General features: G+C 61.0%; 21 protein-coding genes and 1 pseudogene. All 22 read left to right on the forward strand.

Annotated elements, in window-relative coordinates; genetic code table 11:
* Window positions 1-99 precede the first annotated feature (99 nt).
* The 22 genes and pseudogenes from IPI01_04915 to IPI01_05020 all read left to right on the forward strand — a co-directional run bounded on the left by IPI01_04915 (window position 100) and on the right by IPI01_05020 (window position 23,711).
* Complete coding sequence (locus tag IPI01_04915) at window positions 100-1,110, forward strand: redoxin domain-containing protein (protein ID MBK7257139.1); 1,011 nt, start codon at window positions 100-102, stop codon at window positions 1,108-1,110.
* 9 nt (window positions 1,111-1,119) lie between these two features.
* Window positions 1,120-2,079 carry a nitronate monooxygenase gene (locus IPI01_04920; protein MBK7257140.1) on the forward strand — a complete coding sequence of 320 codons (960 nt, stop codon included), beginning with the start codon at window positions 1,120-1,122 and terminating at the stop codon, window positions 2,077-2,079.
* Window positions 2,080-2,087: 8 nt separating this feature from the next.
* Window positions 2,088-5,614 (forward strand): annotated as a pseudogene (gene metH / locus IPI01_04925) (methionine synthase).
* Between the two features lie 217 nt (window positions 5,615-5,831).
* Window positions 5,832-6,173: a YfhL family 4Fe-4S dicluster ferredoxin gene (locus IPI01_04930; GenBank protein MBK7257141.1), complete on the forward strand. Its 342-nt coding sequence runs from the start codon at window positions 5,832-5,834 to the stop codon at window positions 6,171-6,173.
* A 112-nt stretch (window positions 6,174-6,285) separates the two neighbouring features.
* The gene (locus IPI01_04935; GenBank protein ID MBK7257142.1) at window positions 6,286-7,128 is read left to right on the forward strand and encodes an MBL fold metallo-hydrolase; all 843 of its coding nucleotides are present in this window, start codon (window positions 6,286-6,288) and stop codon (window positions 7,126-7,128) included.
* A 7-nt stretch (window positions 7,129-7,135) separates the two neighbouring features.
* The gene (locus IPI01_04940; GenBank protein MBK7257143.1) at window positions 7,136-7,462 is read left to right on the forward strand and encodes a Rieske (2Fe-2S) protein; all 327 of its coding nucleotides are present in this window, start codon (window positions 7,136-7,138) and stop codon (window positions 7,460-7,462) included.
* A 22-nt stretch (window positions 7,463-7,484) separates the two neighbouring features.
* On the forward strand, window positions 7,485-9,398 hold the full coding sequence (gene trxB, locus IPI01_04945) for a thioredoxin-disulfide reductase (GenBank protein MBK7257144.1): 1,914 nt from the start codon (window positions 7,485-7,487) through the stop codon (window positions 9,396-9,398).
* Between the two features lie 304 nt (window positions 9,399-9,702).
* Window positions 9,703-10,149, forward strand: coding sequence for an Hsp20/alpha crystallin family protein (locus IPI01_04950; protein MBK7257145.1), 447 nt, complete (start codon window positions 9,703-9,705; stop codon window positions 10,147-10,149).
* Between the two features lie 18 nt (window positions 10,150-10,167).
* The gene (locus IPI01_04955) at window positions 10,168-10,548 is read left to right on the forward strand and encodes an Hsp20/alpha crystallin family protein (GenBank protein MBK7257146.1); all 381 of its coding nucleotides are present in this window, start codon (window positions 10,168-10,170) and stop codon (window positions 10,546-10,548) included.
* A gap of 30 nt (window positions 10,549-10,578) precedes the next feature.
* The gene (locus IPI01_04960; GenBank protein MBK7257147.1) at window positions 10,579-11,046 is read left to right on the forward strand and encodes an Hsp20/alpha crystallin family protein; all 468 of its coding nucleotides are present in this window, start codon (window positions 10,579-10,581) and stop codon (window positions 11,044-11,046) included.
* A 147-nt stretch (window positions 11,047-11,193) separates the two neighbouring features.
* On the forward strand, window positions 11,194-12,102 hold the full coding sequence (gene sppA, locus IPI01_04965; protein ID MBK7257148.1) for a signal peptide peptidase SppA: 909 nt from the start codon (window positions 11,194-11,196) through the stop codon (window positions 12,100-12,102).
* A gap of 50 nt (window positions 12,103-12,152) precedes the next feature.
* On the forward strand, window positions 12,153-12,452 hold the full coding sequence (locus tag IPI01_04970; GenBank protein MBK7257149.1) for an integration host factor subunit beta: 300 nt from the start codon (window positions 12,153-12,155) through the stop codon (window positions 12,450-12,452).
* Window positions 12,453-12,463: 11 nt separating this feature from the next.
* Window positions 12,464-13,327: a tetratricopeptide repeat protein gene (locus IPI01_04975; GenBank protein ID MBK7257150.1), complete on the forward strand. Its 864-nt coding sequence runs from the start codon at window positions 12,464-12,466 to the stop codon at window positions 13,325-13,327.
* Window positions 13,328-13,671: 344 nt separating this feature from the next.
* On the forward strand, window positions 13,672-14,067 hold the full coding sequence (locus tag IPI01_04980) for a YtxH domain-containing protein (GenBank protein ID MBK7257151.1): 396 nt from the start codon (window positions 13,672-13,674) through the stop codon (window positions 14,065-14,067).
* Between the two features lie 30 nt (window positions 14,068-14,097).
* Window positions 14,098-14,484 carry a DUF948 domain-containing protein gene (locus IPI01_04985; GenBank protein ID MBK7257152.1) on the forward strand — a complete coding sequence of 129 codons (387 nt, stop codon included), beginning with the start codon at window positions 14,098-14,100 and terminating at the stop codon, window positions 14,482-14,484.
* Window positions 14,485-14,687: 203 nt separating this feature from the next.
* Entirely contained in the window at window positions 14,688-16,781 is a 2,094-nt protein-coding gene (gene fusA, locus IPI01_04990) for an elongation factor G (protein MBK7257153.1), read from the forward strand.
* A gap of 7 nt (window positions 16,782-16,788) precedes the next feature.
* A complete protein-coding gene (locus IPI01_04995) occupies window positions 16,789-17,304 on the forward strand; it encodes an HIT domain-containing protein (protein ID MBK7257154.1) in 516 nt (171 codons plus the stop codon).
* A gap of 29 nt (window positions 17,305-17,333) precedes the next feature.
* Entirely contained in the window at window positions 17,334-17,891 is a 558-nt protein-coding gene (locus IPI01_05000) for a sigma-70 family RNA polymerase sigma factor (GenBank protein ID MBK7257155.1), read from the forward strand.
* Window positions 17,875-18,399, forward strand: coding sequence for a hypothetical protein (locus IPI01_05005; protein ID MBK7257156.1), 525 nt, complete (start codon window positions 17,875-17,877; stop codon window positions 18,397-18,399). Before IPI01_05000 ends, IPI01_05005 begins: the two co-directional genes overlap by 17 nt.
* 14 nt (window positions 18,400-18,413) lie before the next feature.
* Entirely contained in the window at window positions 18,414-18,890 is a 477-nt protein-coding gene (locus IPI01_05010; protein ID MBK7257157.1) for a hypothetical protein, read from the forward strand.
* Between the two features lie 479 nt (window positions 18,891-19,369).
* Window positions 19,370-21,517 (forward strand): T9SS type A sorting domain-containing protein, encoded by a 2,148-nt coding sequence (locus IPI01_05015; protein MBK7257158.1) that lies wholly within the window; start codon window positions 19,370-19,372, stop codon window positions 21,515-21,517.
* A gap of 85 nt (window positions 21,518-21,602) precedes the next feature.
* Window positions 21,603-23,711, forward strand: coding sequence for a hypothetical protein (locus IPI01_05020; protein MBK7257159.1), 2,109 nt, complete (start codon window positions 21,603-21,605; stop codon window positions 23,709-23,711).
* Window positions 23,712-23,723 lie beyond the last annotated feature (12 nt).

The following is a 23,723-nucleotide window of genomic DNA, read 5'->3' on the forward strand; positions in this document are numbered from 1 at the left end:
GCGCCTTGCAGTGGCGATTTCCTGCGCGCCTCCCCCTTGTTTGCAATTCAACCCCTGAATGGGTATATTTTTCGCACGAATATGACCATTCAAGAGATCATGCCGCGCCGTGTCGTGGCGCGGGAACTGCTCGGGGACTACTGGCTCAATGGTGCGCCGCTTCTTCTCGGTGACCACCACGGACAGGTAGTCCTTGTGTTCTTCTGGGACTTCTCCTCCAGTGCATCGTTGCGTGCGCTGCCGTACGTACAGGATTGGGCGGCGAAATACGCGCACATGGGAGCACAGGTCGTCGGTGTGCACACCCCTCGTTTCCGCTTCGGACAGGATCCCGAGAACGTCCAGCATGCCATCGAGCGGCTGGGGATTACGTTCCCCGTGGTCATGGATAATTCCCAGATGATCTGGTCGCTGTATGGCAACCGGACGTGGCCGTCATTGCATCTTGTGGATATGGATGGTTTCATCCGCTGCCAGAGTTCGGGCGACGGCGGTTATCTGTCCTTCGAGCGGTCACTGCAGGTGCTGCTCTTTGGCTACAGCTACAGAGAAGCGATGCCTGACCTCACCGCGCCGTTCCACGAAACGGACCGTCCGGGTGTGGTATGCTACCGGGCAACCCCCGAGATCCTCGCCGGGTATCTGCGTGGCAGCGTCGGGAATGTGGAGGGCCTTGCGCCCGAATCGGTGATCGCGTATGCAGACCCCGGGTTCTATCAGGACGGGAGAATGTATCTGCGGGGTGCGTGGCTGAATGAGCGTGAATGCTTCCGCTGGGAAGGCGAGGCGGGTACGGACGGGGCGGTGATGGTCCGCTATCAGGGTATTGAGGCCAACCTGGTCCTCGAATCGCCGGAACGTGGCACCGGGACGATGAAGGTGGAGCAGGATGGCGCACCGCTGACAGCGGGGGACGCGGGGCGCGATGTGACCGTCGGTCCGGGGAAGAGGAGTATCATTACGCTGAAGGGGGCGCGGCTCTATAATATCGTCCGCAACCGGCAGTTCGGCGAGCACCTGCTGACCCTGCGTCCGCAGGAACCCGGATGCGCCGTCTACTCCCTGACAGGCGTTGCGGCAGTCATCCCCGACCTCATCAGCAGCAACTGAGCGCAGCGCATGGCACCTGAGATCCCCTCGCCGCTGCTGACGCCGCTCTCCCGGCTCCTCGGTATCCGTTACCCGATCATCCAGGGCGGGATGGTGTGGACGGCGGGCGCAAAGCTCGCCGTTGCTGTTTCGGAGGCAGGTGCACTCGGCGTTCTGGGTGCCGGTTCGATGAAGCCCGACGCGCTGCGGCAGGCGGTGCGTGATGTGCGCCGTGCAACGAACGCGCCCTTCGGTGTGAATATCCCGCTGATGCGGGAAGACAGGCTCGCCCTGATCGGGGTCTGCGAGGAAGAACGCGTCGGGATCGTCATCACGTCGTCAGGCGATCCCTCGGCCCTTACCCCGCGGCTCAAGAACAACGGATGCACCGTGCTGCATGTGGTCGCCACCGTGAAGCATGCCCGCAAAGCCGCCGATGCAGGGTGCGATGCCGTGGTCGCGGAAGGGTGTGAGGCGGGCGGGCACAATGGCGTGGATGAGATCACGACGCTAACGCTCGTGCCACAGGTGGTGGATGCCGTGCGCGTGCCGGTGGTGGCCGCCGGCGGTATCGCCGACGGCCGGGGGATGGCCGCGGCACTCGCACTGGGCGCGGGCGGCGTCCAGGTGGGGACGCGGTTCGCGGCGACGGTGGAATCCGATGCACACGCGATGTACAAGCAACGCGTCGTCGAGGCCACGGACCGCGATACGGTGCTGACCATGCGTGGACTCATGCCGGTCAGGATGCTGCGGACACCGTTCACCCTGCGGGCGATGGACGCCGAACGCCGTGGCGCGACTCGGGAGGAACTTGAAGCGCTCCTCGGCAGCAAGCGCGAGAAGCTGGGGATCGGCGAAGGGAATGTGGAAGAAGGGATGTTCGAGGCGGGACAGAGCGCCGGACTGGTGCATGCTGTCCTGCCCGCAGCGGACGTCGTCCGCACAATGATGCACGAGTACCGTACAACACAACAACGGATGCCTTAGGAGACCTCATGCCGTCATTCATCGACATGCTCCGCGAGAAAGTGCTGGTGTTCGATGGTGCGACCGGGACCCATTTGCAGGGCCAGCACCTGACCGCCGATGATTTCGGCGGCGAACACCTGAACGGCTGCAACGAGATCCTCGTGGTCTCGAAGCCCTCGGCCGTGCAGAATGTGCACCGCGACTATCTCGAAGCGGGTGCCGATATCATCGAGACGGACAGCTTCGGCTCGTCGTCCATCGTTCTCGCGGAATACGACATCGCCCACCGCGCCTACGAACTCTCGTTCGCGTCCGCACAACTTGCGAAGGAACTGGCGCAGTCCTACGCGACGGCAGCACACCCTCGCTTCGTCGCCGGCTCCATGGGTCCGACCACGAAATTGCCGTCGCTCGGGCATATCACGTTCCGTGCGATGGCCGACTCCTATGAAGAACAGGCAAAGGGGCTGGTGGAAGGCGGGGCCGACCTGTTGTGCATCGAGACCTGTCAGGACGTCCTGCAGTCCAAAGCGGCACTGTATGGCACGTTCGCATATTTCGCCTCGGCCAAACGCCGGGTTCCCATCATCGTCTCGATCACCGTCGAGACCATGGGCACCATGCTGCTCGGCACCGAGGTCGGTTCGGCACTGGTGTCGCTGGAACCGTACGACATCGATGTGATCGGCATGAACTGCGCCACCGGCCCCATGGAGATGTCGGAGCATGTGCGCACCCTTGCCTCCATGAGCCCCAAGCCCATCTTCGTCATGCCCAACGCCGGCATCCCCGAGAACATCGGGGGGCATGCGCATTACCACCTGACCCCGCCCGACTTCACGAAGTTCCTCACCCATTTTGTGAAGGACCTCGGGGTGAGCGTGGTGGGCGGTTGCTGCGGCACGACCCCCGAGCACATCCGCCAGCTCGTGGCATCGGTCGGGAACCTCGCGCCGTCGGCACGGAAGCCGGAATTCATCCCGAGCGCGTCCAGCCTGTACCAGTATTCGCCGCTGCATCTGGATCCGCCGCCCGTGCTTGTGGGCGAACGGACCAACGCCAATGGGAGCAAGCAGTTCCGGGACCTCCTCGCCCAAGAGGACTGGGAAGGTATCGTGGCGATGGGGAAGGAGGCGGTGAAGGAGGGCGCCCATATGGTGGACGTGTGTGCCGCGTATGTGGGCCGCAACGAAACGAAGGATATGCGCGAGATCCTGTACCGCTTCAACACCCAGGTGCCGCTTCCCGTGGTCATCGATTCCACCGAAGCGCCGGTGATCGAAGAGTCGCTGCAGTTGATCGGCGGCAAGGCCGTCATCAACTCCATCAACCTGGAGGACGGCGAGGAACGCATCAAGGCCATTCTGCCGCTGTGCCGGAAGTACGGCGCGGCGGTCATCGCCCTGACGATCGATGAAGAAGGGATGGCGAAGACGGCGGACCGGAAGGTCGCCATCGCCCGCCGTATCCACGACCTTGCGGTCCATACCTACGGCATGAAGCCCCACGACCTGATCTTCGACGCGCTCACCTTCACGCTCGGCTCCGGCGATGAGGAGTTCCGCCGTGCGGGCATCGAGACGCTCGACGCGATCACACGCATCAAGAAGGAACTCCCGGGAGTGAAGACCATCCTGGGTGTCAGCAATATCTCGTTCGGGTTGTCCCCGGCTTCGCGTCATGTACTGAACAGTGTGTTCCTCCACTATGCCATCGAGGCGGGATTGGATATGGCGATCGTGCATGCGGCCCGGATCATGCCGCTGTACAAGATCGATGAACGGGGGAGGGAGATCTGCAGGCAGCTCATCTTCGACGAACGGCAATTCGAGGAGGTGCCGGCATGAGCGAGAACCCGAACACCCGCAGGCTCGTCTATGATCCCCTCACCGAGCTTATGGCATACTACGCCACCCACACGGCGGCAAAGAAGGAACCGGCAGCGGTCAGCGCGAAGGTCGAGGACCGTCTGAAGCAACGCGTCATCGATGGGGACCGGGTCGGGTTGCATGCCGATCTGGACGAGGCCCTGAAGACGTATCCGGCTCTGGCGATCATCAACACCATCCTGCTGGATGGCATGAAGACCGTCGGCGAACTCTTCGGGAGCGGACAGATGCAGCTGCCGTTCGTCCTGCAGTCGGCGGAGGTGATGAAGGCGGCCGTGGCGCATCTCGAACAGTTCATGGACAAGGCCTCCTCGGCGAGCAAGGGGATCATGGTGCTTGCCACGGTGAAGGGGGATGTGCACGACATCGGGAAGAACCTCGTGGACATCATCCTCACGAACAACGGGTACAAGGTCGTGAACCTCGGCATCAAGTGTCCGATCGAGACCATGCTGCATGCCGCCGGAGAACACAAGGCCGCCGCGATCGGCATGAGCGGACTGCTCGTGAAGTCCACGCTCATCATGAAAGAGAATCTCGAGGTCATGAAGGAACGCGGCATCGACATCCCGGTGATCCTGGGGGGGGCTGCGCTCACGCGGCGGTACGTGGAACAGGACCTGCGTGCCGTGTACGGCGGACCGGTGCTGTACGCCAACGATGCGTTCGATGGCCTGCGGTACATGGAGCAGATCATGGCGGGGACGCTCAGTGCCGCCGACGCCGGAGGAGGGGACGAGGAGGAGGATCAGTTGACGGGGACGGAAGCGAAGATCGCGCTCGCGCAGCGCGAGGATGCACGGTACACCACCGCGGAAGCCAAACCCGCGTCTGCCGGACGCCGCTCGTCGGTGGCAACGGATGTGCCGGTGCCGAAGCCGCCGTTCTGGGGATCGAAGGTCGTGGAGCAGATCCCGCTTGAGGATGTGTTCGCCTATGTGAATGAGGTTGCGCTCATCCGGGGACAGTGGCAGGTGCGCAAGGGCAAGTTGACCGAGGATGCCTATCGTGCCGTTCTGGAGGAGAAGGTCCATCCGGTCCTGAAGAAGCTGAAGCAGCAATGCATCACCGGGAAGCTGCTCCAACCGAAGGTCGTGTACGGGTATTTCCCGTGTCAGTCCGAAGGCGAGGACCTGATCATCCTGCAGGACGATCAGAAGACCGAGAGGGAGCGGTTCACGTTCCCGCGGCAGACGGGTGACCGTCACCTGTGCCTCGCGGATTATTTTGCCCCCCGTTCATCGGGGAGGGTGGATGTTGTGGGTTTCCAGCTGGTGACCATGGGCAAGCAGGCCGCGGAACATTCCGCTGCGCTCTTCTCCTCGAACGTCTATGCGGACTATCTCTATTTCCATGGCCTGAGTGTCGAGACCGCCGAGGCACTTGCCGAGCTCTGGCATAAGAACATGCGTGCTGATCTGGGCATAGCAGGCAAGGATGCAAAGGATGTCCGCCGGTTGTTCTCGCAGGGCTACCAGGGCTCCCGGTACAGCTTCGGGTACCCGGCCTGTCCCGATCTGGAGGCCCAGACCGTACTCTTCCGGCTCCTGGACGGGGAGCGGATCGGGGTGCGGCTGACGGATGAGTTCTCATTAGAGCCGGAGCAGAGCACGAACGCCATCATTGTGCATCACCCCGAGGCGAAATACTTCAACATAAAGTGAACGCGCGGAAAGCCTGTCTCTCGCAAAGGCGCTCAGGCGCAGCGAAGATGGAGAAAAGCGGACCTCAACCCTGCGCCCTCGCGCCCCCGTGGTAGCTTTTTTTGGCGTTTTGGGGGTATTTTTGAGGGTGTGTTGCAATTGCAGAGTGTTTTGGTTAAGTTCTGGTACTCCAGAGGTTTTTTTACGAGTCACAGATCAATAACGGAGGAAGATTCTCATGGCGACAAAGATCACTGAAGAATGCATCAACTGTGGTGCATGCGAACCCGAATGCCCGAATACGGCCATCTATGCAGGCGGCGTGCAATACGAATTGAACGGCGGTATGCATGATGCGCTGTCCAACGACTTCTATTATATCGTCCCCGAAAAGTGCACGGAATGCGTCGGTCATTTTGATCAGGAGCAGTGCGCCGCGGTGTGCCCGGTTGACTGCTGCGTGCCGGATACGGACCGCGTCGAGGCGGAAGATGCTCTCCTCTCGAAGGCGAAGGTCCTTCATCCTGGCAAGGACTTCCCCGAGCTGAGCGCATCCACCTCACACTTCCGCAAGGGCTGATCCCTGCGCGGTTGATGGCATCGAGCATGCGACAGGCCGACCTTTACCACGTCCGCGACCGGACAGGTAGGGCCGGCCTTTGTGTTCTTGAGGAATGGCGGAGGACATGGTGATGAAGATCGGAACGTATGAACTGCATGGGATCGAGACCGGGACGTTCGCCCTGGACGGCGGAGCCATGTTCGGCGTGGTCCCCAAACCTCTCTGGGAACGATCGCACCCGGCGGATGCGCGCAACCGCATCCGGATGAGCGCGCGCGCCCTCCTCGTGCGCGGCGAAGGACGCACCATCCTGGTGGACACCGGCAACGGCGACAAGTACGATCCGAAGTTCCGGGAGATCTATGGACTGGACGATGCTGCTACGGACCTTGACCGGTCGCTTCGTGCGCACGGCGTGCAGCCGGAGGATGTCACCGATGTGGTCCTGACCCATCTCCATTTCGACCATGCCGGCGGCGCAACGCGGCGCACAGCACGGGGTGTGGAACCGTCGTTTCCGCATGCGCGGTACCACGTGCAGCGGGCACATCTCGCAGCGGCGCTTGCTCCCACCGAACGCGACCGCGCGAGTTTTCTGCATGACGACTTCCAGCCGCTCATCCAGAGCAGACAGCTCGTGCAGGTGGATGGCGAGAAGGAATTGTTCCCCGGCTTCCGTGTGATCACGATGTCCGGGCACACCACGGCTCTCCAGTGTCCGCTCATCTCCGATGGACAGTCGACGCTGCTGTATTGTGCGGACCTCGTCCCCCTGCACAGCCACTGTCAGCTCCCGTGGATCATGGGGTATGACCTGCGTCCGCTGGTGACGCTGGAGGAGAAGCGGAAGACGCTGACCCGTGCGGCGGAGGAGCGGTGGGTGTTGTTCTTTGAACATGATCCGGCGATCGCGGCCGGGCGTGTGGAGTGGACCGGGAAGGGGTTCCGGTTCGGTGAACAGGTAGACATGTGAGGATGGGATGGCAGGACAGATGGTGAAGGTGTCGATGGTCGAGGACTTTCCCCCGAAACGTGCGGTGCGCGTGATCCTGCCCGACGATGAGGTTGCCGTATGGAAAGTGGAGGACCGGTACTACGCCGTGAGCGCGATCTGCCGGCACCACCATGTGCCCACGCTCCATGAGGGGATGCGCGAGGGCCTCGAGGTGATGTGTCCGCTGCACGGGTGGACGTATTCGATCGCCACCGGCGAGGCGACACGCGGCGGCGGAAAGTTGCAGGTGTATCCGACATCAGTGAAGGATGGGGCGGTGTGGATCACGGTGCCGGAGGCGAACGGTGGTTGACCGCCGGCAGATGACGGCAGACGTGAAGACGCGTGCACGCGCTCTGGGGTTCTCTGCCGTGGGTATCGCAGATGCCTCGGAGGGCGGCGATGATGCGGTGCGATTGCAGCAATGGCTGGACCGCGGGTATGCGGCGTCCATGCATTGGATGGAGAAACGGAAGGCGGAACGCGGCGATCCCTCCGCCCTGCTTCCCGGTCTGGCCTCCATCATCGTTGTGTCGATGAACTACTTCGTGCCCTCGGTCGTGCCGGAAGGAACGCCGAAGATCTCGCGCTATGCACGGGGAGATGATTACCATGATGTGATGCGCGGGCGGATGACCGAGTTCGTGCGATGGCTGGGAGAGGCTTTTCCGGGCACGTCTTCGACATGGTATGTCGATACTGGCCCGGTGATGGAAAAGCCCTGGGCACAGCGTGCGGGGATCGGGTGGATCGGGAAGCATACCACGCTCATTTCTCCCGCGGATGGTTCCTGGGTGTTCCTCGGTGTCGTGTTGACCACCGCGGTGTTGGACGCGGACGAGCCGGCGGTGGACCGGTGCGGGAGCTGCACGGCGTGCATCGATGCATGTCCGACAGCGGCGATCGTTGAGCCGTATGTACTGGATGCGGGAAAATGTATTGCGTATCTTACCATCGAACACCGCGGGGCGTTCGCGCCTGATGCCGAAGCATCGCTCGATGGGTGGATCTTCGGTTGCGATGTCTGTCAGGACGTGTGTCCGTGGAATGCGAAGCGTGCCCACCCGACGGCGGAAACAGCTTTCACACCGCGGGGCGGCACGTTGGCACCGGATGCGGAGGTGCTGATCGGACTGACCGAGAAGGAATTCGGGGGAGCTCTTCGCGGGGACGCCAGTGCTGCGCGCGAAGGCGGCCGGGATGCAACGGAATTGCATCGCGTTTCAGAAGGGTCAGCGCCCACACTGACCCGAATCCATCGTTGTGAGCATCCTACGAGTATTGAGACCATCCCGGAGATTTCCATGCCACAGCATCACAAGGTCATCATCGTTGGGTCCGGCCCGGCCGGGCTCACCGCTGCGCTGTATACCGCACGGGCGAACCTGAGTCCCGTTGTGTTCGAAGGGGTGCAGCCGGGCGGACAGCTCACCATCACCACCGAAGTGGAGAACTATCCCGGTTTTCCGGCCGGTATCATGGGTCCGGAGCTGATGGACCACATGCGGAACCAGGCGCATAAATTCGGCGCGCGATCGGTGTACAAGAACATCGCGAAAGTGGACCTGGGTGTTCGTCCCTTCCATCTCTGGAGTGACGGGGAGGAGTTCACGGCAGATGCGGTCATCGTGGCGACCGGAGCATCGGCAAAGTTACTTGGACTACCATCCGAGAAGGAGTACATGGGATACGGGGTGTCTGCCTGCGCAACGTGCGATGGGTTCTTCTACCGCGGCCTTGAGGTCGTGGTGGTCGGTGGCGGCGATACGGCAGTTGAAGAGGCCACGTTCCTGACGCGGTTCGCGACCAAAGTGACGATCATTCATCGCCGCGATGCGCTGCGGGCATCGAAGGTGATGCAGGAGAAGGCGGCAAAGAATCCGAAGATCGCCTTCGCCTGGGATTCGGTGATCGAGGAGATCCTCGGGACGTCGGAGAACGGCAAGAAGGTCGTGACGGGGATCAGGCTCAAGAACCTTAAGACCGGTGTGGTAGCGGACATGAAGACCGATGGTGTGTTCATGGGTATTGGCCACCAGCCGAACACAGGGTTATTCGCGGGCCAATTGGACATGGACAGTGTCGGGTATCTGGTAACGAAGGAGCGGTCCACGCGGACGAATATTCCGGGTGTCTTTGCAGCCGGGGATGTTGCCGACAGTGTTTATCGGCAGGCGATCACGGCGGCGGGTTCCGGATGTCAGGCTGCGCTTGATGCGGAGCGATGGCTCGAAGATCAGCATTCGTAATACATAAGACATATAAGCATAATTGTGAAGGTGGGCGCGGAAATGCGTCCACCTTTTTTGTTGACTGTCAATGTGACGACTTAGTGTGACATTAGGGCGTACATGTTGCCAGCAAGTCATAAGTAATGCGACAATGTGGCTCGTAATAGTGACATTATGACACGTTGGGCTAGCGGTTCTTTTGTCATGTCTTGCTAATTGATTGAAAATTAATGAGTTAGTAAAATGGCACACTGATTGAATTACTACTGGCAGAATTGAGAACACAACACCATCTGTCCATTCAATCACAGGAGATAGAACAATGATGATGCGAATCGAGCGCTTTCCGGTGATCCGTCCGGCACTGCACAACATTTTGAACCTCGAAAAGGAACTGGAGTCTTTGTTCGGAACCGACTCGTATCCCGTCGCCGCACCGGTAAGACACCGTTCCCCGTTGATGAACGTTGCGGAGAACGAAAAAGAGACCATTGTCACGCTCGAGCTTCCCGGGGTGGTCAGGGAGGATGTCAAGATCGCTTTCGAGGGTAGCGTGCTCTCGATCATCGGTGAGCGCAAGGAGCGTCAGCTTCCCGAGGGGGCTCATTGGGTGCGTAACGAATCGTATGCCGGCACGTTCCGGCGTGACCTCCGGCTGGCGAAGCCCGTCAATGCCGGCGCGGTGAGTGCAGAGCTGAAGAATGGCGTGCTGCAGATCGTGCTTCCCACTGCGGAAGAGGCCCGGCCACGCGAGATCTCGATCCGATAACTGAGGAGAATGACAACCATGGAACGATCCATTGATGTGCGTGATCAGCAGATGAACACCGAAAACAGCTACGATCGTTGTCGCATTCCCACGGCGGATGTGTATGAGACCAGCGATGCATTCGTTGTGATGCTCGATCTGCCGGGCGTGCAGAAGGAAGGCATCTCGCTCCTCCACGAGAAGGGCGAGTTGAAGGTGAGGGCTGTTGCTCCGGCCGGACAGCCGTCCGACATGAAGGTGCTGGTCCGCGAAGTGCGACCGGCCACGTTTTTCCGGACATTCACGCTGGGAGAGGGCATCGACACCGGGAGCATTGATGCCCGTTTTGAATCAGGTGTTTTGACCGTGAAATTGCTCAAAAGTGCGGCCTCCAGGTCGCGCGAGATAACCATCAGCTAAGACACGTACTGCAGAGAGGAGGAACCACCGATGACACTGATGCGCTGGACACCAAGCCGTGAACTTCCGACTTTGCCGTCGGAGGTGTGGTCGATGCAGAGGGAGATCAACCGGATGTTCGACAATTTCTTCCGTGGCAATGCGGGGGAAGAGGAGTTACACATGCCGTCGTGGGATCCGGCCGTGGATGTGGCCGAGAGCACCGATGCCTATGTGGTGAAGGTCGAGCTCCCCGGGGTGAACCGGAACGATGTGAAGATCGTCGTTCAGGACCGTCAGCTCACCATACGCGGGGAGAAGAAGCAGGAGAAGGACGCGAGGGAAGCCTCCTACCACAGGATCGAACGGAGTTATGGTGCTTTTCAGCGGACCTTCACGCTCCCGTCGGGTGTCAAATCCGACAAGATCGAAGCCGCGTACACCGACGGGATCCTGTCGGTCACCTTGCCCAAGGCCGAGGAAGCAAAGGCAAAGGAGATCGAAGTCCGGGTGAAGTGACCGGAACGACCCCTCGTGTTTCACCAGTGCAACAGGGCCCGCTTCGGCGGGCCCTGTTGCATTTCCCCTCGTTTGTTGACTCTTTCTCGATGTTTTATTATTATATTGTAAATCAACAACTTACAGCACCCTCCCGGGTCTGCCCCCATGTCGAAATCCACAAAGTGGTTCCTTGTCATCCTTGGCATTGTGCTCGTCACCGGCCTTCTCATCACCGTCGTCTTCGTCTCCATGATCGGCAACCTTGGCGGCGGCGGTACTGAGACCGTCACGACGGGGTCGGGTGACAAGATCGGTGTCGTCGAACTGCAGGGCGTGATCACGTCCTCGGAAGATTTTGTCCGGCAGGTGAAGAAGTTCCGAGAGCAGTCCTCCATCCGTGCGATCCTCATCCGCATCGATTCTCCGGGTGGCGGGGTGGTGGCGAGCCAGGAGATGTACGAAGAAGTGCGCAAGACGCGTGAGAGCGGGAAGCCTGTGGTGGTGTCGATGGGTTCGCTCGCCGCGAGCGGCGGGTACTACGTTGCCTGCGGCGCATCGCGCCTTGTTGCCAACCGCGGCACGCTCACCGGCAGCATCGGTGTGATCTCCGAGTTCCTGCAGATGCATGAGCTGCTCGGCAAGGTCGGCGTGGACATCAAGACGATCAAGGCGGGCGCACTCAAGGATGCCGGGTCGTCGTCGCGCCCGATGACGGAGAAGGACCAGAAGTATTTCCAGGCGCTCATGGATGATGTGCACCGGCAGTTCATCACGGTGGTCGCCGATGAACGCGGCTTCGATTCCGCGTACGCCAGCGAGCTCGCCGACGGACGTGTGTTCACGGGTGAGCAGGCGGTGGTGGCGGGACTGGTGGACACGATCGGGACCTATGAGGATGCCATCCAGATCACGGCAGAGATCGCGGGCATCGAAGGCGAGCCGTCGCTGGTGCGCGAGAAGAAACGCCGCACATGGTTGGAGTCGATGACGGGTGATGTGACAGAGCAGGTGCGTGCCGCCACGCAGGAGATGCTGTCGTGGCCGGTGATGTCGTTCAGGTTCACGGGCCGGTAGGGATCCCCGGTGGTAGACGGGACTGACCAATCACTTCAGGAGGATCGGCGGTGACAAAGGCGGACATTGTGGATACGATTGCGACTGCCACCGGATTGACGAAGGTTGAGACCGAGGCGGTGGTGGACGGCTTCATCTCCACGGTCATCAATGCGCTGAAGGAAGGGAAGAACATCGAGATCCGCGGCTTCGGCAGCTACAAGGTGAAGAAGCGGAAGGGCCGCGTTGCGCGCAACCCGCGCACCGGCGAACAGGTGATGGTCGACGAGCACTGGGTGCCGTTGTTCAAGGTGTCCAAGGAGGTCAAGACGCTCGTCAATGAGAACATGAAGAAATCAGCACAGCCGTAAGGGACGGGACGATGGCGGAGGCGAAAGCGATCTGTGGCTCCTGTGGAGCCGGTGTCACATTCGGAGCGGAGCGGTGCCCTGCATGCGGTGAACGCCTGTCATGGAGCGCTGCTGCGCCCGCGGCGGGTGCGGGCAAAGCGTGCCTGAACTGCGGCCAGTTGAATGAGCCGGGTGCTGTCACGTGTTCCTCATGCGGTGCGAAGCTCGGCGTGGTGAAGGGCCAGCGGGGCGGACAGCAGCAGAGGAAGCAGCACAGTATGCGCGACGCGACACCGAAGCGCGCCATCGAGCCGTGGCAGATCATTGCGGTGGTGGCGGTCCTCGCGCTCGTGGGCGTGCTCGCCTATGTGGAACTCTCGCGCGATCACGCACCGGCAGCGTCACCCGCGGCAGCGTCCGCGCCGATGACGATGCCGCCGATGATGCAGCAGCAGCCGGCCGTGGACATCGCAGCGCTGGAAGCGGCGGTGAAGGTGAGCCCCAACGATACGAAGACGGTGCTGGCCCTGGCCAACGGCCTGCACGACAACGGCGACTACCTGCGTGCCGTGGAGGTCTATGCGAAGTATTTGAAGACGCATCCCAAGGATCCGGACGCCCGTGTCGATATGGGTGTCTGTTATTATCAACTCGGGATGCAGGACACCGTGAACACGGCGCGGTATTTCGCGCTCGCGATCACGGAGATGGAGGCCGCCTTGCGCGGCACGCCGACACATCAACCGGCGGCGTTCAATCTGGGTGTGGTCAACCTGCAGAAGGGCGATCTCGATATATCGAACCGGTGGTTCCGCAAGGCGGTGGAGCTGGGTCCGACGACGGATCTCGGTACGAGGGCCCAGCGGATGCTGCAGCAACATTCATCTATTCCCTAAGTGAGAGAAGAAAGGAGGCATCATGCCCTGCGGTAAGAAGCGCAAGCGCCACAAGATGGCGACACATAAGCGCAAGAAGCGGCTGAGAAAACAGCGTCACAAGAAGAAGATCCGCTAGCGCCCGTATGCTGGCGGGCCAGCGCTGGACCCGGGCAGATGGTTTGCGCAGGGCGTGAACGGCAGGCAGGGATCCCGGTTCCCGGGATCCGCTGCTTGCGGGGTCTTCACGGTGCATGCGCGCCCCTGCCCGTTGAGGGTCCGACGGCGTTGCATTTCGTTGTGGATTGTACTATACTTTTTTGTTGACCACTCCACGTCTGTGTTCCATCAGGATGAGGCGTACTATGACGAAGAACGAGGGCATGCTGAAGGGCCTGGTGATCGGCCTGCTTGCCGGCGGGGCCATCGGTGCGGTGGTCGCATTGCTGTACGCGCCGAAGAGCGGCCGCGAGTTGCGTGCGGACCTGAAAGAGAAGGCCGATGAGTTCCGGGACGATGCTGAAGAGTATCTGACCGTCGCGCGCACGAAGGCCGGCGACATGGTGAGCGAAGCCAAGAAGCGCTCCGAGAGCCTGATCACCGACGCGAAGCGGAAGGCGGATACGCTGCTGGTGGATGCGGAGAAGGTGCTGACCGACGCCCGCCAGAAGACCGGCTCGGTGGGTGAAGAAGCGTCACGCGTGAAACACGCGATGAAAGCCGGGATGGATGCATTCAAAGAAGAGCGTCGCCGCTCCTAAGCGGCTCCGCATGCGATCAAGGAGGAGTTTGTGGAACTCGCACTCAACCTAGCACTCATCATCGCGCTGCTCTGTCTCTCTGCCCTCTGTATCTACATGATCGTCGTCCTCCTCCGCCTCCGGGATGTCATGACCAATCTGGAAAAGGATGTGAAGGAGATCACCACCCGCGCCATCCCCGTTCTCGACAACATGGAGTACATCACCACGCGGGTGAAGAACATCACCGACAATATCGACGACCAGGTGGCCGCGGTCCGCGAGTCCATCGGGTCGATCAGAGCCATTGCTGATAATGTTGTGGACCTCGAGCGGCGAGTGCAAGAACGCATCGAGGGGCCGATCCTTGAGACCGTCGGATTCGTTGCCGCGGTCTTCAAAGGTGTACGGACTTTTTTTGACCGCGTCCGCATCTGACGTGCCGGCGTCCCACGCCGTCTGACCGGCACACCATGCCTGCGGAGAGCCGCAGTACGCACGGTGGCCGCTCCCGCCCGCGGTAGCGACCAGCGTGTCCCCGTGGTTCCCCTTGCGTGAACACTGTTCTGTCCCAACCACCGCCGCCACAGTCCGCACGGACTGATCTCGCCGGCGTTCAGACTGGAGGATCAAGAGACCCCATGAAGGAATACACACCCGATCACATTCGCAACGTGAGCCTCATCGGCCATGGCGGGGCCGGTAAAACGATGACCGCCGAAGCACTTCTGTTCTCCGCCGGCGCTACGACGCGCCTCGGCCGGGTCGAAGAAGGGAATACCGTCTCCGATTACCGCGCCGATGAGATCGAACGCCGCATCTCTGTCAGCAGCTCCCTGCTGAACTGCGAATGGAAGGGGAATAAGATCAACATCCTCGATACGCCGGGGTACACCGACTTCACCGGCGACGTGAAGGCCGCCCTCCGGGTGACCGACACCGCGCTCCTCCTGGTGAAGGCCGTGGAAGGCGTCGAGGTGGGGACCGAGATCGTCTGGCGGTACACGCAGGAGTACCAGAACAGCGTCGTGCTCATCATGAACAAGCTGGACCAGGAGAACGCGGACTTCGACCGCGTGCTGGCCCAGGCGCGCGAGAACCTCAGCCACGATATCGTGCCGCTGCAGTTCCCGCTGAAGCAGGGACTCGGGTTCGACAGCATCGTGGACGTGATCCGCATGAAGGTGCTGAAGTACACCCCGGGCACCAACGGCAAGTTCACCGAAGAAGAGATCCCCGGCAGTGCCCAGGCCCGCGCCCAGGAATTCCGCCAGCAGGTGCTCGAAGTGATCGCCGAAACGGATGAGAATCTCCTGAACACCTATCTCGAGAAGGGTACGCTCTCTCCCGAGGAGGTCAAGGCAGGACTCAAGACCGGCATCCGCCAGCGCAAACTCTTCCCCCTCCTCTGCGCATCGTCCACACAGAACATCGGGCTGACCGCCCTCCTCGATGCCCTCATCGATTTCACCCCGGGCCCGGTGGAGCGCGGAACGGTGGACGCGAAGGAAGGCGACAAGGAAGTGAAGGTCGTGCAGGACCCCGCCGGGCTGCCGTCCATGTTCGTCTTCAAGGCCGTCTCCGAATCGCACGTCGGCGAACTCTCCCTGTTCCGCGTGTTCAGCGGCACGGTGTCTCCCGGCCTCGATATGGTCAATGCCCATAACGGGAAGCCGGAACGCCTTGCCCAGCTGTTCGTGATGTCAGGCAAGGACCGCAAAGAGATCGGTCATCTGATGGCAGGCGATCTCGGTGCGGTGGTGAAGCTCAAGGACACCCACCCGAACGACACGCTGAGCGGCAAGGCGCATCCGATCTCGTATCCGCCGATCGTGTTCCCCGAATCCGTCTTCAATATGGCGGTCGTCCCCCGGTCCAAGGGTGACGAGGACAAGATCTCGACCGGCCTGCATGCGATGCACCAGGAGGACCCGACGTTCCAGTTCCGCGTGGACGGCGAGCTCCATCAGACGATCTGCAGCGGGCAGGGTGAAGTGCACCTGGACATGATGGTGAAGCGGCTGAAGGCGCGCTACAACGTGGATGTGGATCTTGTGGAGCCGCGCGTTCCGTACCGTGAGACCATCAAGGCCGTGGTGAAGGATGCCGAGTACAAGCACAAGAAGCAGACGGGTGGACACGGTCAGTACGGCCATGTGCATCTCCGCATCGAGCCGTTGAAGCGCGGCCAGGGATTCGAGTTCCTGGACGAGATCGTCGGCGGCGTGGTGCCCAACAAGTTCATTCCGGCGGTGGAGAAGGGCGTGATCGAGTGCATGAAGGAAGGTGTGGTCGCAGGGTATCCGGTGGTGGATATCCGGGTGGCACTGCACTACGGTTCCTACCATGACGTCGATTCGTCCGAAATGGCCTTCAAGCTTGCCGGATCGCAGGCGTTCCGGAAGGGGTTCATGGAAGCCAAGCCGATCCTGCTCGAGCCGATCTACAACATCGAGGTGCGCGTCCCCGAGGATGCGATGGGTGATGTGATGGGTGATATCTCCTCGCGGCGCGGCAAGATCGCGGGCATGGATTCGGAGGGCCGGTATCAGGTCATCCGCGCCACGATCCCGGCGGCGGAGATCCACCGGTATGCGACGGTGCTCCGCTCGATGACGGGCGGGCGCGGCGTGTACCACGCGAGCATGTCCCACTACGAAGAAGTGCCGCGTGAACAGGCAGAGAAGGTCATCGCCGCCGCGGAGAAGAACAAGCATAAAGAAGCGGAAGTCTGAGTCGCCCATGGATCGGATGTGGTCACCGTGGCGGTCGCAGTACATCGCGTCCTTCAAGAAGAAGCCGGCGAAGAAGCGTTCACGCGCGAGCCTGTTCTCCGCGGCCCTCAAGGCGAAGGATGACGACCGCCACCTGATCGTGTGGCGCGGGAAACTCTGCTTTGTCATCATGAACCGCTATCCGTACAACAGCGGCCACCTCATGGTTGTCCCGAACCGGCAGACGGCGGATATCCATTCGCTCACCGGTGAGGAACTTGCCGAGATCATGCAGACCGTCCAGCGCTCGATCCGGGCGCTGGACGATGTCATGCATCCCCAGGGGTACAACTTCGGAACGAACATCGGACGGGTGAGTGGGGCGGGCGTTGCCGACCATCTCCACTTCCACGTCGTCCCGCGCTGGAACGGCGATACGAATTTCATGCCCGTTCTCGCCGATACCAAGGTGATATCCGAGGACATGCGGGATACCCTCAAAAAACTTCGAAAATCCTTCGCAAAGACAGGTGTTGCCGGTTAAACGACTCTTGTTGCGGGGTGTCTAAAGGTATGGAACAGCTCACGGACCTTGAACTGGTGAATGAGGTGCGGGCGGGCGATCGCCGCGCGTACACTCAACTCATGAACCGGTACAAGGAGAAGATCTACTGGGTGGCCCGGCGCATGCTGGGGAACCATGCCGATGCCGACGATGTCGTGCAGGAGGCGTTCCTCAAGGCATTCCTGAACCTGGGTGATTTTCGAGGAGATTCCGGGTTCTATACCTGGCTGTACCGTATCGCGGTGAATCTGTCGCTGAACGCCCTGCGGAAACGTCATGTGATGGATTACCTCAGGGAAAGCGAGCTGGCACAGAAGGTCTTTCCACCGTCGAAGGAGGATCCGCACAAGGATCTGGAAGCAAAGGAACTCGAATCACGGATCCAGCAGGCGGTGGCCCGGTTGCCCGATAAGCAACGCGCCGTGTTCGTGCTGCGCTACTATGATGAACTGTCGTACGAAGAGATCGCGTTCATCCTGAAGACATCGGTGGGTGGGTTGAAAGCGAATTACTTTCATGCACTGCGGAAAGTCCAGAGGTCGTTGAAACATGCGCTTACGGTTTGACAAGCGTCAGCCTACCGACGATGAGGAAGAGGCACTCCAGCGTGCGTTACAGGCGGAGGTCGCAGATGATCTGCCGTCACCGGCGCCGCCGGCGGCATACTGGCAGAACCTGCCGGTCCGCGTGAATGCGGCCATCGACGATGCAACGAGCGGCAGGGCGCTGTCCCTGAGCTGGGCGGCACGCGTGGCGATACCCGGGATCGTGGCGGTGCTCTCCTTCCTGATCGGGCTGTACTATTATGCACCGGACCGGGGTGGCATGGTGCGGTCCTTCCGGGATGTGGCGATGGCCATGCCGCCGTCGGCCGTGGATTCCCTGTATGTGGCCTCGCTGGCCTCCGGGGACACGGCATTTGTGGGTGGACTTGAAACGGATCTGTTGCGCCTGCCGTCGGACCTGGCGCGTGAGTATTACGTCGAGAACGGCAGCACATCGACGCTGGTAGAGGACCTCTCCGACCAGGAAGTGCGTGAGGTCCTTGCCGTGCTGAGTTCGAATATAAAATAGAGGAGCAAGTAATCATGCGCACTGTGATGATGATCGCACTGGCGCTGGTACTGATGTCCATGCAGGCACAGGCCCAGCCCGGCCGTCCGGGAGATCCGCGGTTCGAGCGCGTCGAGCAACTGCGCAAAGTGCGGATGATCGACGAACTGGAATTGAAGGAAGAGCAATCCGTACGGTTCTTTGCACGGCTGAGCGAGTTCGACAAACGCCGCCGCGAGCTGATGCACGAGCGGCATGAGATGCTGAACAAGCTCGAGCAGATGATCAAGGATAACGCCGATGAAAAGGAGCTGGAAAAGATGTTCCCCGCCCTTGTCGGCATCGACCAGCGGATGGGCGAGGAGAAGGCGAAATTCTTCACGAGCCTCTCGGACGTCCTGACGATACCGCAGCGAGCGAAGCTCCTGGCGTTCGAGCGGACCTTTGAGAAGGAGTTGCGTGAGGCGGTGCGCGACACCCAACGGCGGCGGATGCGCACGGAGGAGCAATAGCTCTGGTTGCGTTTTATGCGATATTCTGGGCACCTGGATCGCCCTCCGGGTGCCCTTTTTTCATTTTTGGGGAGATTCCCAAATTTGGAGGGACATTCCTAATTGTAAAAAACCCCCGATTCACATTGTTGAATATGTCAACAGATGCGACGCACCCTCAAACCCGAACATTGCAATAATCGTGATATTTAGCCTGATTTTCGGGGTTGGTGAGAATATTTACAATTGCGACCATTCGTAGATGTGTGGCACAGGTGTTGACTAATAAAAGACGATGTACACGGTTTCACCTCCACGTTCATTTCCATCTCCCTTCGCATTTGGACCAGCCGAGAAGACTCTGTCCATCGATCCTGCATCATCAGTGTGCTGTACCGTAGGGCGGCTGGAGTAACCGCATGAAGGGGTGAAGAAAGAGTGTCGGATAGCGTGGATCGGGTCTTCTCATTCAAACTTAACACAACAAGAGAGGTAGCGCCATGAAGCGTTTGATTCCTGTTTTCGGCGTGTTACTCATCGTTGCCCTCGTGCTCGCGCCGATGTTCGACGCGACCGCGCAGGTCAAGGTCAAGAAGATCGGCCGGTCGCTGAATCAGATGACCCTGCCGGTGAAGGGTTCGCCGGCGCCGGCGTGGAACATCTCCACGGGCCTGCGCGCGGTTGGTACCAAGAGCAGAGCATATTGGACGGTTGATACACTGGGTTCGGCCCAGGTTGGAACCCCGACCTGGACGCTGGTCACGAAGCCGGCCGGTTCGGCCGCAACGTTGGACAGCGCCAACGGCAAGTGGATCAACAGCGTGAAGGTTGACACTGTCGGTGAATATATCGTCAGCGCACAGGTCGGTACACAGACCGCCTATGACACCATCTGGGCCAGCACCTACGTGGGCGTTTCCACCGATGCGAACGCCGGATGCTTCTGCCATCCGGGTGCCACGACCATCAAGACCGCGTGGGAAAAGTCTGTCCACGGAACGATGTTCTTCCGCTCCATGACCGGTCACGAAGAGATGGAACGCGGCAAGGGCGCCTATGCCGCCGGTTGCATCAAGTGCCACACCACCGGTTGGGATCCGACCGCTGCCAACAACAACTTCGGCATCAAGGTGAAGCAGTCCGGTTGGGACACCACCTGGTACAAAGGCCTCGAATCATACGCAGGCGACTACTGGATCACCACGGGCGACAGCTCGAAATGGAACCTGTTGACGGCGGATGAGAAGAAGCTCGGGAACATCGGCTGCGAATCCTGCCACGGACCGGCCCAGGCCCACGCGACATCGGCCCAGGCGACCCGGATCGGCATGTCCAAGTATTCACCGGATATGTGCAACCAGTGCCATGACGGCTCGCGCCGCCACAGCCTCGGGACGTTCTTCCACCAGTCGAAGCACAATGAAGTTGAGATCGGTGCAGCTGCTGAGGGTGGGCGCGCCAATTGCCAGCCCTGCCACGTCGGCGCCGGTTTGATGTACTACTTCAACAACAACATGGACACCACCGGCATCGCCTCGAAGTGGGTCCTGTCGCGCGATGCGATGACCTCCATCAGCTGCCAGGTCTGCCACGATCCGCACGGCAACGACAATGAGTTCGCACTGCGTACCATGACGTTGAAGGGCGACTCGCTGAAGGGTGGCTACGTACTTCCGGCACAGTTCCGCTCCAGCACCGGCAACATTTGTATGATCTGCCATGGCGGCCGCTATGCAGTGAAGGCACGCATCACAAAGACGGCACCGTACTACGGCTGGGCAGACCGCTTCTATCCGCACTACAACACCCAGGGCGAGATGCTCTTCGGTGCGGGTGCGTATCAGTATGATGACAACAGCTTCACGGGCCTCATGACCCACGCTGGTGTCGAAGGCGGATGCGTTGGCTGCCACATGCAGGACCGCAAGAACCGCCTCGATGGCGGCGGGAACATGCTTGCCAACCATTCGTTCAGCATGAGCGACACGCTGTTCGCAGCAGGAGTCTATAAGCCGACCGATGCGTGCGCTCCGTGCCACGGCGAGATCGAAGATTTCGACGACATCCGCGCCCTGTATGACTACGACCGCGATGGTGCGATCGAAGGCGTGCAGTCGGAGGTCGATGGTCTGCTTGCAGCACTGAAGGCAAAGCTGCCGCTCGATGCGGTCACGAACATGCCGGTCACGATGCGCAAGGACTCCCTGGCGGTGAAGAACCGTCCGGACCTCATTCAGAACATCTGGAACTGGTACTTCGTGTACGAAGACCGGTCGAAGGGTGTCCACAACACGAAGTATGCGGTCCGGATCCTGTACAAGGCTCTCGGCTGGACCCCGCTCGCGGTCGAAGCGACCGACGGCATGCCCACCGAGTTCGGCCTGAACCAGAACTACCCGAACCCCTTCAACCCGACCACCAGCATCAGCTTCTCGATGCCGAAGGACGGCCACGTGCTCCTGCAGGTGTATGATGTGACAGGTGCACTGGTGAAGACGCTCGTCGATCAGACCATGCGCGCCGGCAACATGCAGGCGGCGTGGGATGGCACGAACCTCTCCGGTAACAAGGTTGCCAGCGGCGTGTACCTCTATCGCATGGCGGCAGGCGACTTCGTTGCGGCAAAGAAGATGGTTCTCATGAAGTAACCTGAGGCGTTCCGCTCAGGAAGCGATCAGGCCGGGGCAGGTGACAGCAGTCGCCTGCCCCGGCCCTTTTTGTGAAAGGATGCCCGTGCTCCGGATCCGGCTTCTGGTCACCCTGTCGCTCTTCGCCGCGGGCGTATTCTCCGCGGACCATCCGCATGCGCGGCAGTGCGGCACGCATCCGGTACCGGCAACCCTTCGCGCCGCCAACGGCAACGGCGGGATCTATCTTCCTTCCACCGGCGTGCTGCGTATCCTCCTTGTCTTCGCCAGCTTCCCTGACGATACCACCTCCCATGCCTACTGGCCCGCGCGCCAGGCGCCGTTGTTCATGAACAACTTCGTCGACCCGGACACGGCCACCCGCTCCACCGATGCGTTCAATCTCACGAACTACTTCCGCCAGATGTCGCTCGGCACACTGCACGTCATCGGCGATGCCGTGTGGGTGGAATCGAAACACTCCCAGGAAGAGTACCGCGCGAGCGGCTCCTACGGCGCTGCCAACATGGCGATCCTCCCCGAATCCGTCGACCCGCTCGTCGATTTTTCACGCTACGACAATTGGACCCGCACCGGGAACTATACGCACGTCAATGCACCTGACAGCATCGTGGATATGGTGATCATGGTGTGGCGGACGACCATGTGGGGGTATCTCGGTGAGGCATCCCTCGGCTACAAACCGGCGATCCCCGCCGATGGCAAGCGCATCGCCATGGGCTACCCGGCCTACTATCCCATGCCTGTCGGCTCCGGTGTGACCTGCGAGTACCCGTATGGCGATGCACCGGTCCGCGTCATGCGCACGATGGTCCATGAGATGAGCCACTGGCTCCTCGGCATCTTCCATCCGTACAATGGCTCCAAACCCGACGGTAAGTTCCAGTACTGGGGAATGCTCTGCAACGGCGAGAGGATGTCCGGTTGTGCGAATACCTACGACCGCGAATCCCTCGGATGGATCACCCCCCGCGTCGTGGAAGCGCCGTCCACGGTCACGCTCGGCGACTTCATCACCACCGGCGATGCAGCGAAGCTCCATCCGCCCGCGGGTGAGCCGGACGAGTACATCTATCTCGAGAACCACCAGGGGATCTCGGTGTTCGATGACGTCACGATCGAGCCCCGCGATCGCGGGGTGTGGCTCCTGCATCAGCAGGGGCCGTACATCGAATTGGACAATTGCCGGATCCTCCCTTCCGACGGCCTGTGGCAGTGGCGCGCAGCCGGAGCGCCCGCCCCGTGTTTCGGGACGACGGTGCCGGTCTTCACACGCGGAACTCCCGACATCTTCCACGGATCATCACATCGGGATCAGATCGCGACACCCTCCAGCCTTGTGAACTGGATGCTTGCGTATCGCAACGGCGCCGGTGATGTCACCTGCGGTCCGCACTTCGCGGGAGAGGGTTTTCGTGGTGCGTTCGATACCGCGGGAACGCGGGTGTTCTCGCCATGCAGCAACCCTGCTGCGCTCACGTGGGCCGGGGCTCCTGCAGGTTTCGCGCTCGAGGTCACCGGACAGAGCGGCACGACTGCGACGGTGGCGATCTCCACCGATCCCCTGGCGATCGCTCCGGCGAAGCGTCATCTGGGCGTGCCGCCCGGGATCGCCCGTGGCCCCGTCCTCTCCCTGGCCTGGGGAACGCAATGGGCGACAGGGCCTCCTCTCGAGACGGATGTTGTCTGGTCAGAACTTCAACGCCGTGCGGGGCCGGGCGAGACGTGGACCCCGATCTACGCCGGTCCGGCATTCACCTGCAGCGATTCCAGCGTGATCTATGATACCACGGGAACGATCCCGGTCAGGTTCAGGGTGCGGGTGCGCGATGCTCATGGCCGGTCTTCGGCGTGGTCGGAAGAGCACGTGTCCATGGCAACAAGCATGACCCGCGTGATCGACGCCGCTGTCCCGGAAACGGAGGCGTTGTTGTGCAACTACCCCAACCCCTTCAACCCTTCCACGGCGATCGAGTTTGCGGTGCCGACCGCGGGATGGTCAAGAGTGGAAGTGACAGATGTCCTGGGGAGGATCGTCCGGGAATTGCACAATGCGTACACGCGTGCCGGGAGGCATCTCCTTCAATGGGATGGAAGGGATGATCGGGGAGTCACCGTGGCCGGAGGGGTCTATTTCTGCCGCCTCTCAGCAGGTCCCATGGTGCTCACACGTGCCATGCTCTTCGTGAAGTGATCCGCCCGGAAC

Source organism: Ignavibacteriota bacterium (assembly GCA_016707525.1).
GTDB lineage: Bacteria > Bacteroidota > Ignavibacteria > UBA10030 > UBA6906 > JAGDMK01.

Bases quoted from the DNA above. Each gene is read 5' to 3' on its own strand.
- IPI01_04915 (MBK7257139.1), top strand. From the start codon at position 100: ATGCCGCGCCGTGTCGTGGCGCGGGAACTGCTCGGGGACTACTGGCTC.
- IPI01_04920 (MBK7257140.1), top strand. From the start codon at position 1,120: ATGGCACCTGAGATCCCCTCGCCGCTGCTGACGCCGCTCTCCCGGCTC.
- IPI01_04930 (MBK7257141.1), top strand. From the start codon at position 5,832: ATGGCGACAAAGATCACTGAAGAATGCATCAACTGTGGTGCATGCGAA.
- IPI01_04935 (MBK7257142.1), top strand. From the start codon at position 6,286: ATGAAGATCGGAACGTATGAACTGCATGGGATCGAGACCGGGACGTTC.
- IPI01_04940 (MBK7257143.1), top strand. From the start codon at position 7,136: ATGGCAGGACAGATGGTGAAGGTGTCGATGGTCGAGGACTTTCCCCCG.
- IPI01_04950 (MBK7257145.1), top strand. From the start codon at position 9,703: ATGATGATGCGAATCGAGCGCTTTCCGGTGATCCGTCCGGCACTGCAC.
- IPI01_04955 (MBK7257146.1), top strand. From the start codon at position 10,168: ATGGAACGATCCATTGATGTGCGTGATCAGCAGATGAACACCGAAAAC.
- IPI01_04960 (MBK7257147.1), top strand. From the start codon at position 10,579: ATGACACTGATGCGCTGGACACCAAGCCGTGAACTTCCGACTTTGCCG.
- sppA (MBK7257148.1), top strand. From the start codon at position 11,194: ATGTCGAAATCCACAAAGTGGTTCCTTGTCATCCTTGGCATTGTGCTC.
- IPI01_04975 (MBK7257150.1), top strand. From the start codon at position 12,464: ATGGCGGAGGCGAAAGCGATCTGTGGCTCCTGTGGAGCCGGTGTCACA.
- IPI01_04980 (MBK7257151.1), top strand. From the start codon at position 13,672: ATGACGAAGAACGAGGGCATGCTGAAGGGCCTGGTGATCGGCCTGCTT.
- fusA (MBK7257153.1), top strand. From the start codon at position 14,688: ATGAAGGAATACACACCCGATCACATTCGCAACGTGAGCCTCATCGGC.
- IPI01_04995 (MBK7257154.1), top strand. From the start codon at position 16,789: ATGGATCGGATGTGGTCACCGTGGCGGTCGCAGTACATCGCGTCCTTC.
- IPI01_05000 (MBK7257155.1), top strand. From the start codon at position 17,334: ATGGAACAGCTCACGGACCTTGAACTGGTGAATGAGGTGCGGGCGGGC.
- IPI01_05005 (MBK7257156.1), top strand. From the start codon at position 17,875: ATGCGCTTACGGTTTGACAAGCGTCAGCCTACCGACGATGAGGAAGAG.
- IPI01_05010 (MBK7257157.1), top strand. From the start codon at position 18,414: ATGCGCACTGTGATGATGATCGCACTGGCGCTGGTACTGATGTCCATG.
- IPI01_05015 (MBK7257158.1), top strand. From the start codon at position 19,370: ATGAAGCGTTTGATTCCTGTTTTCGGCGTGTTACTCATCGTTGCCCTC.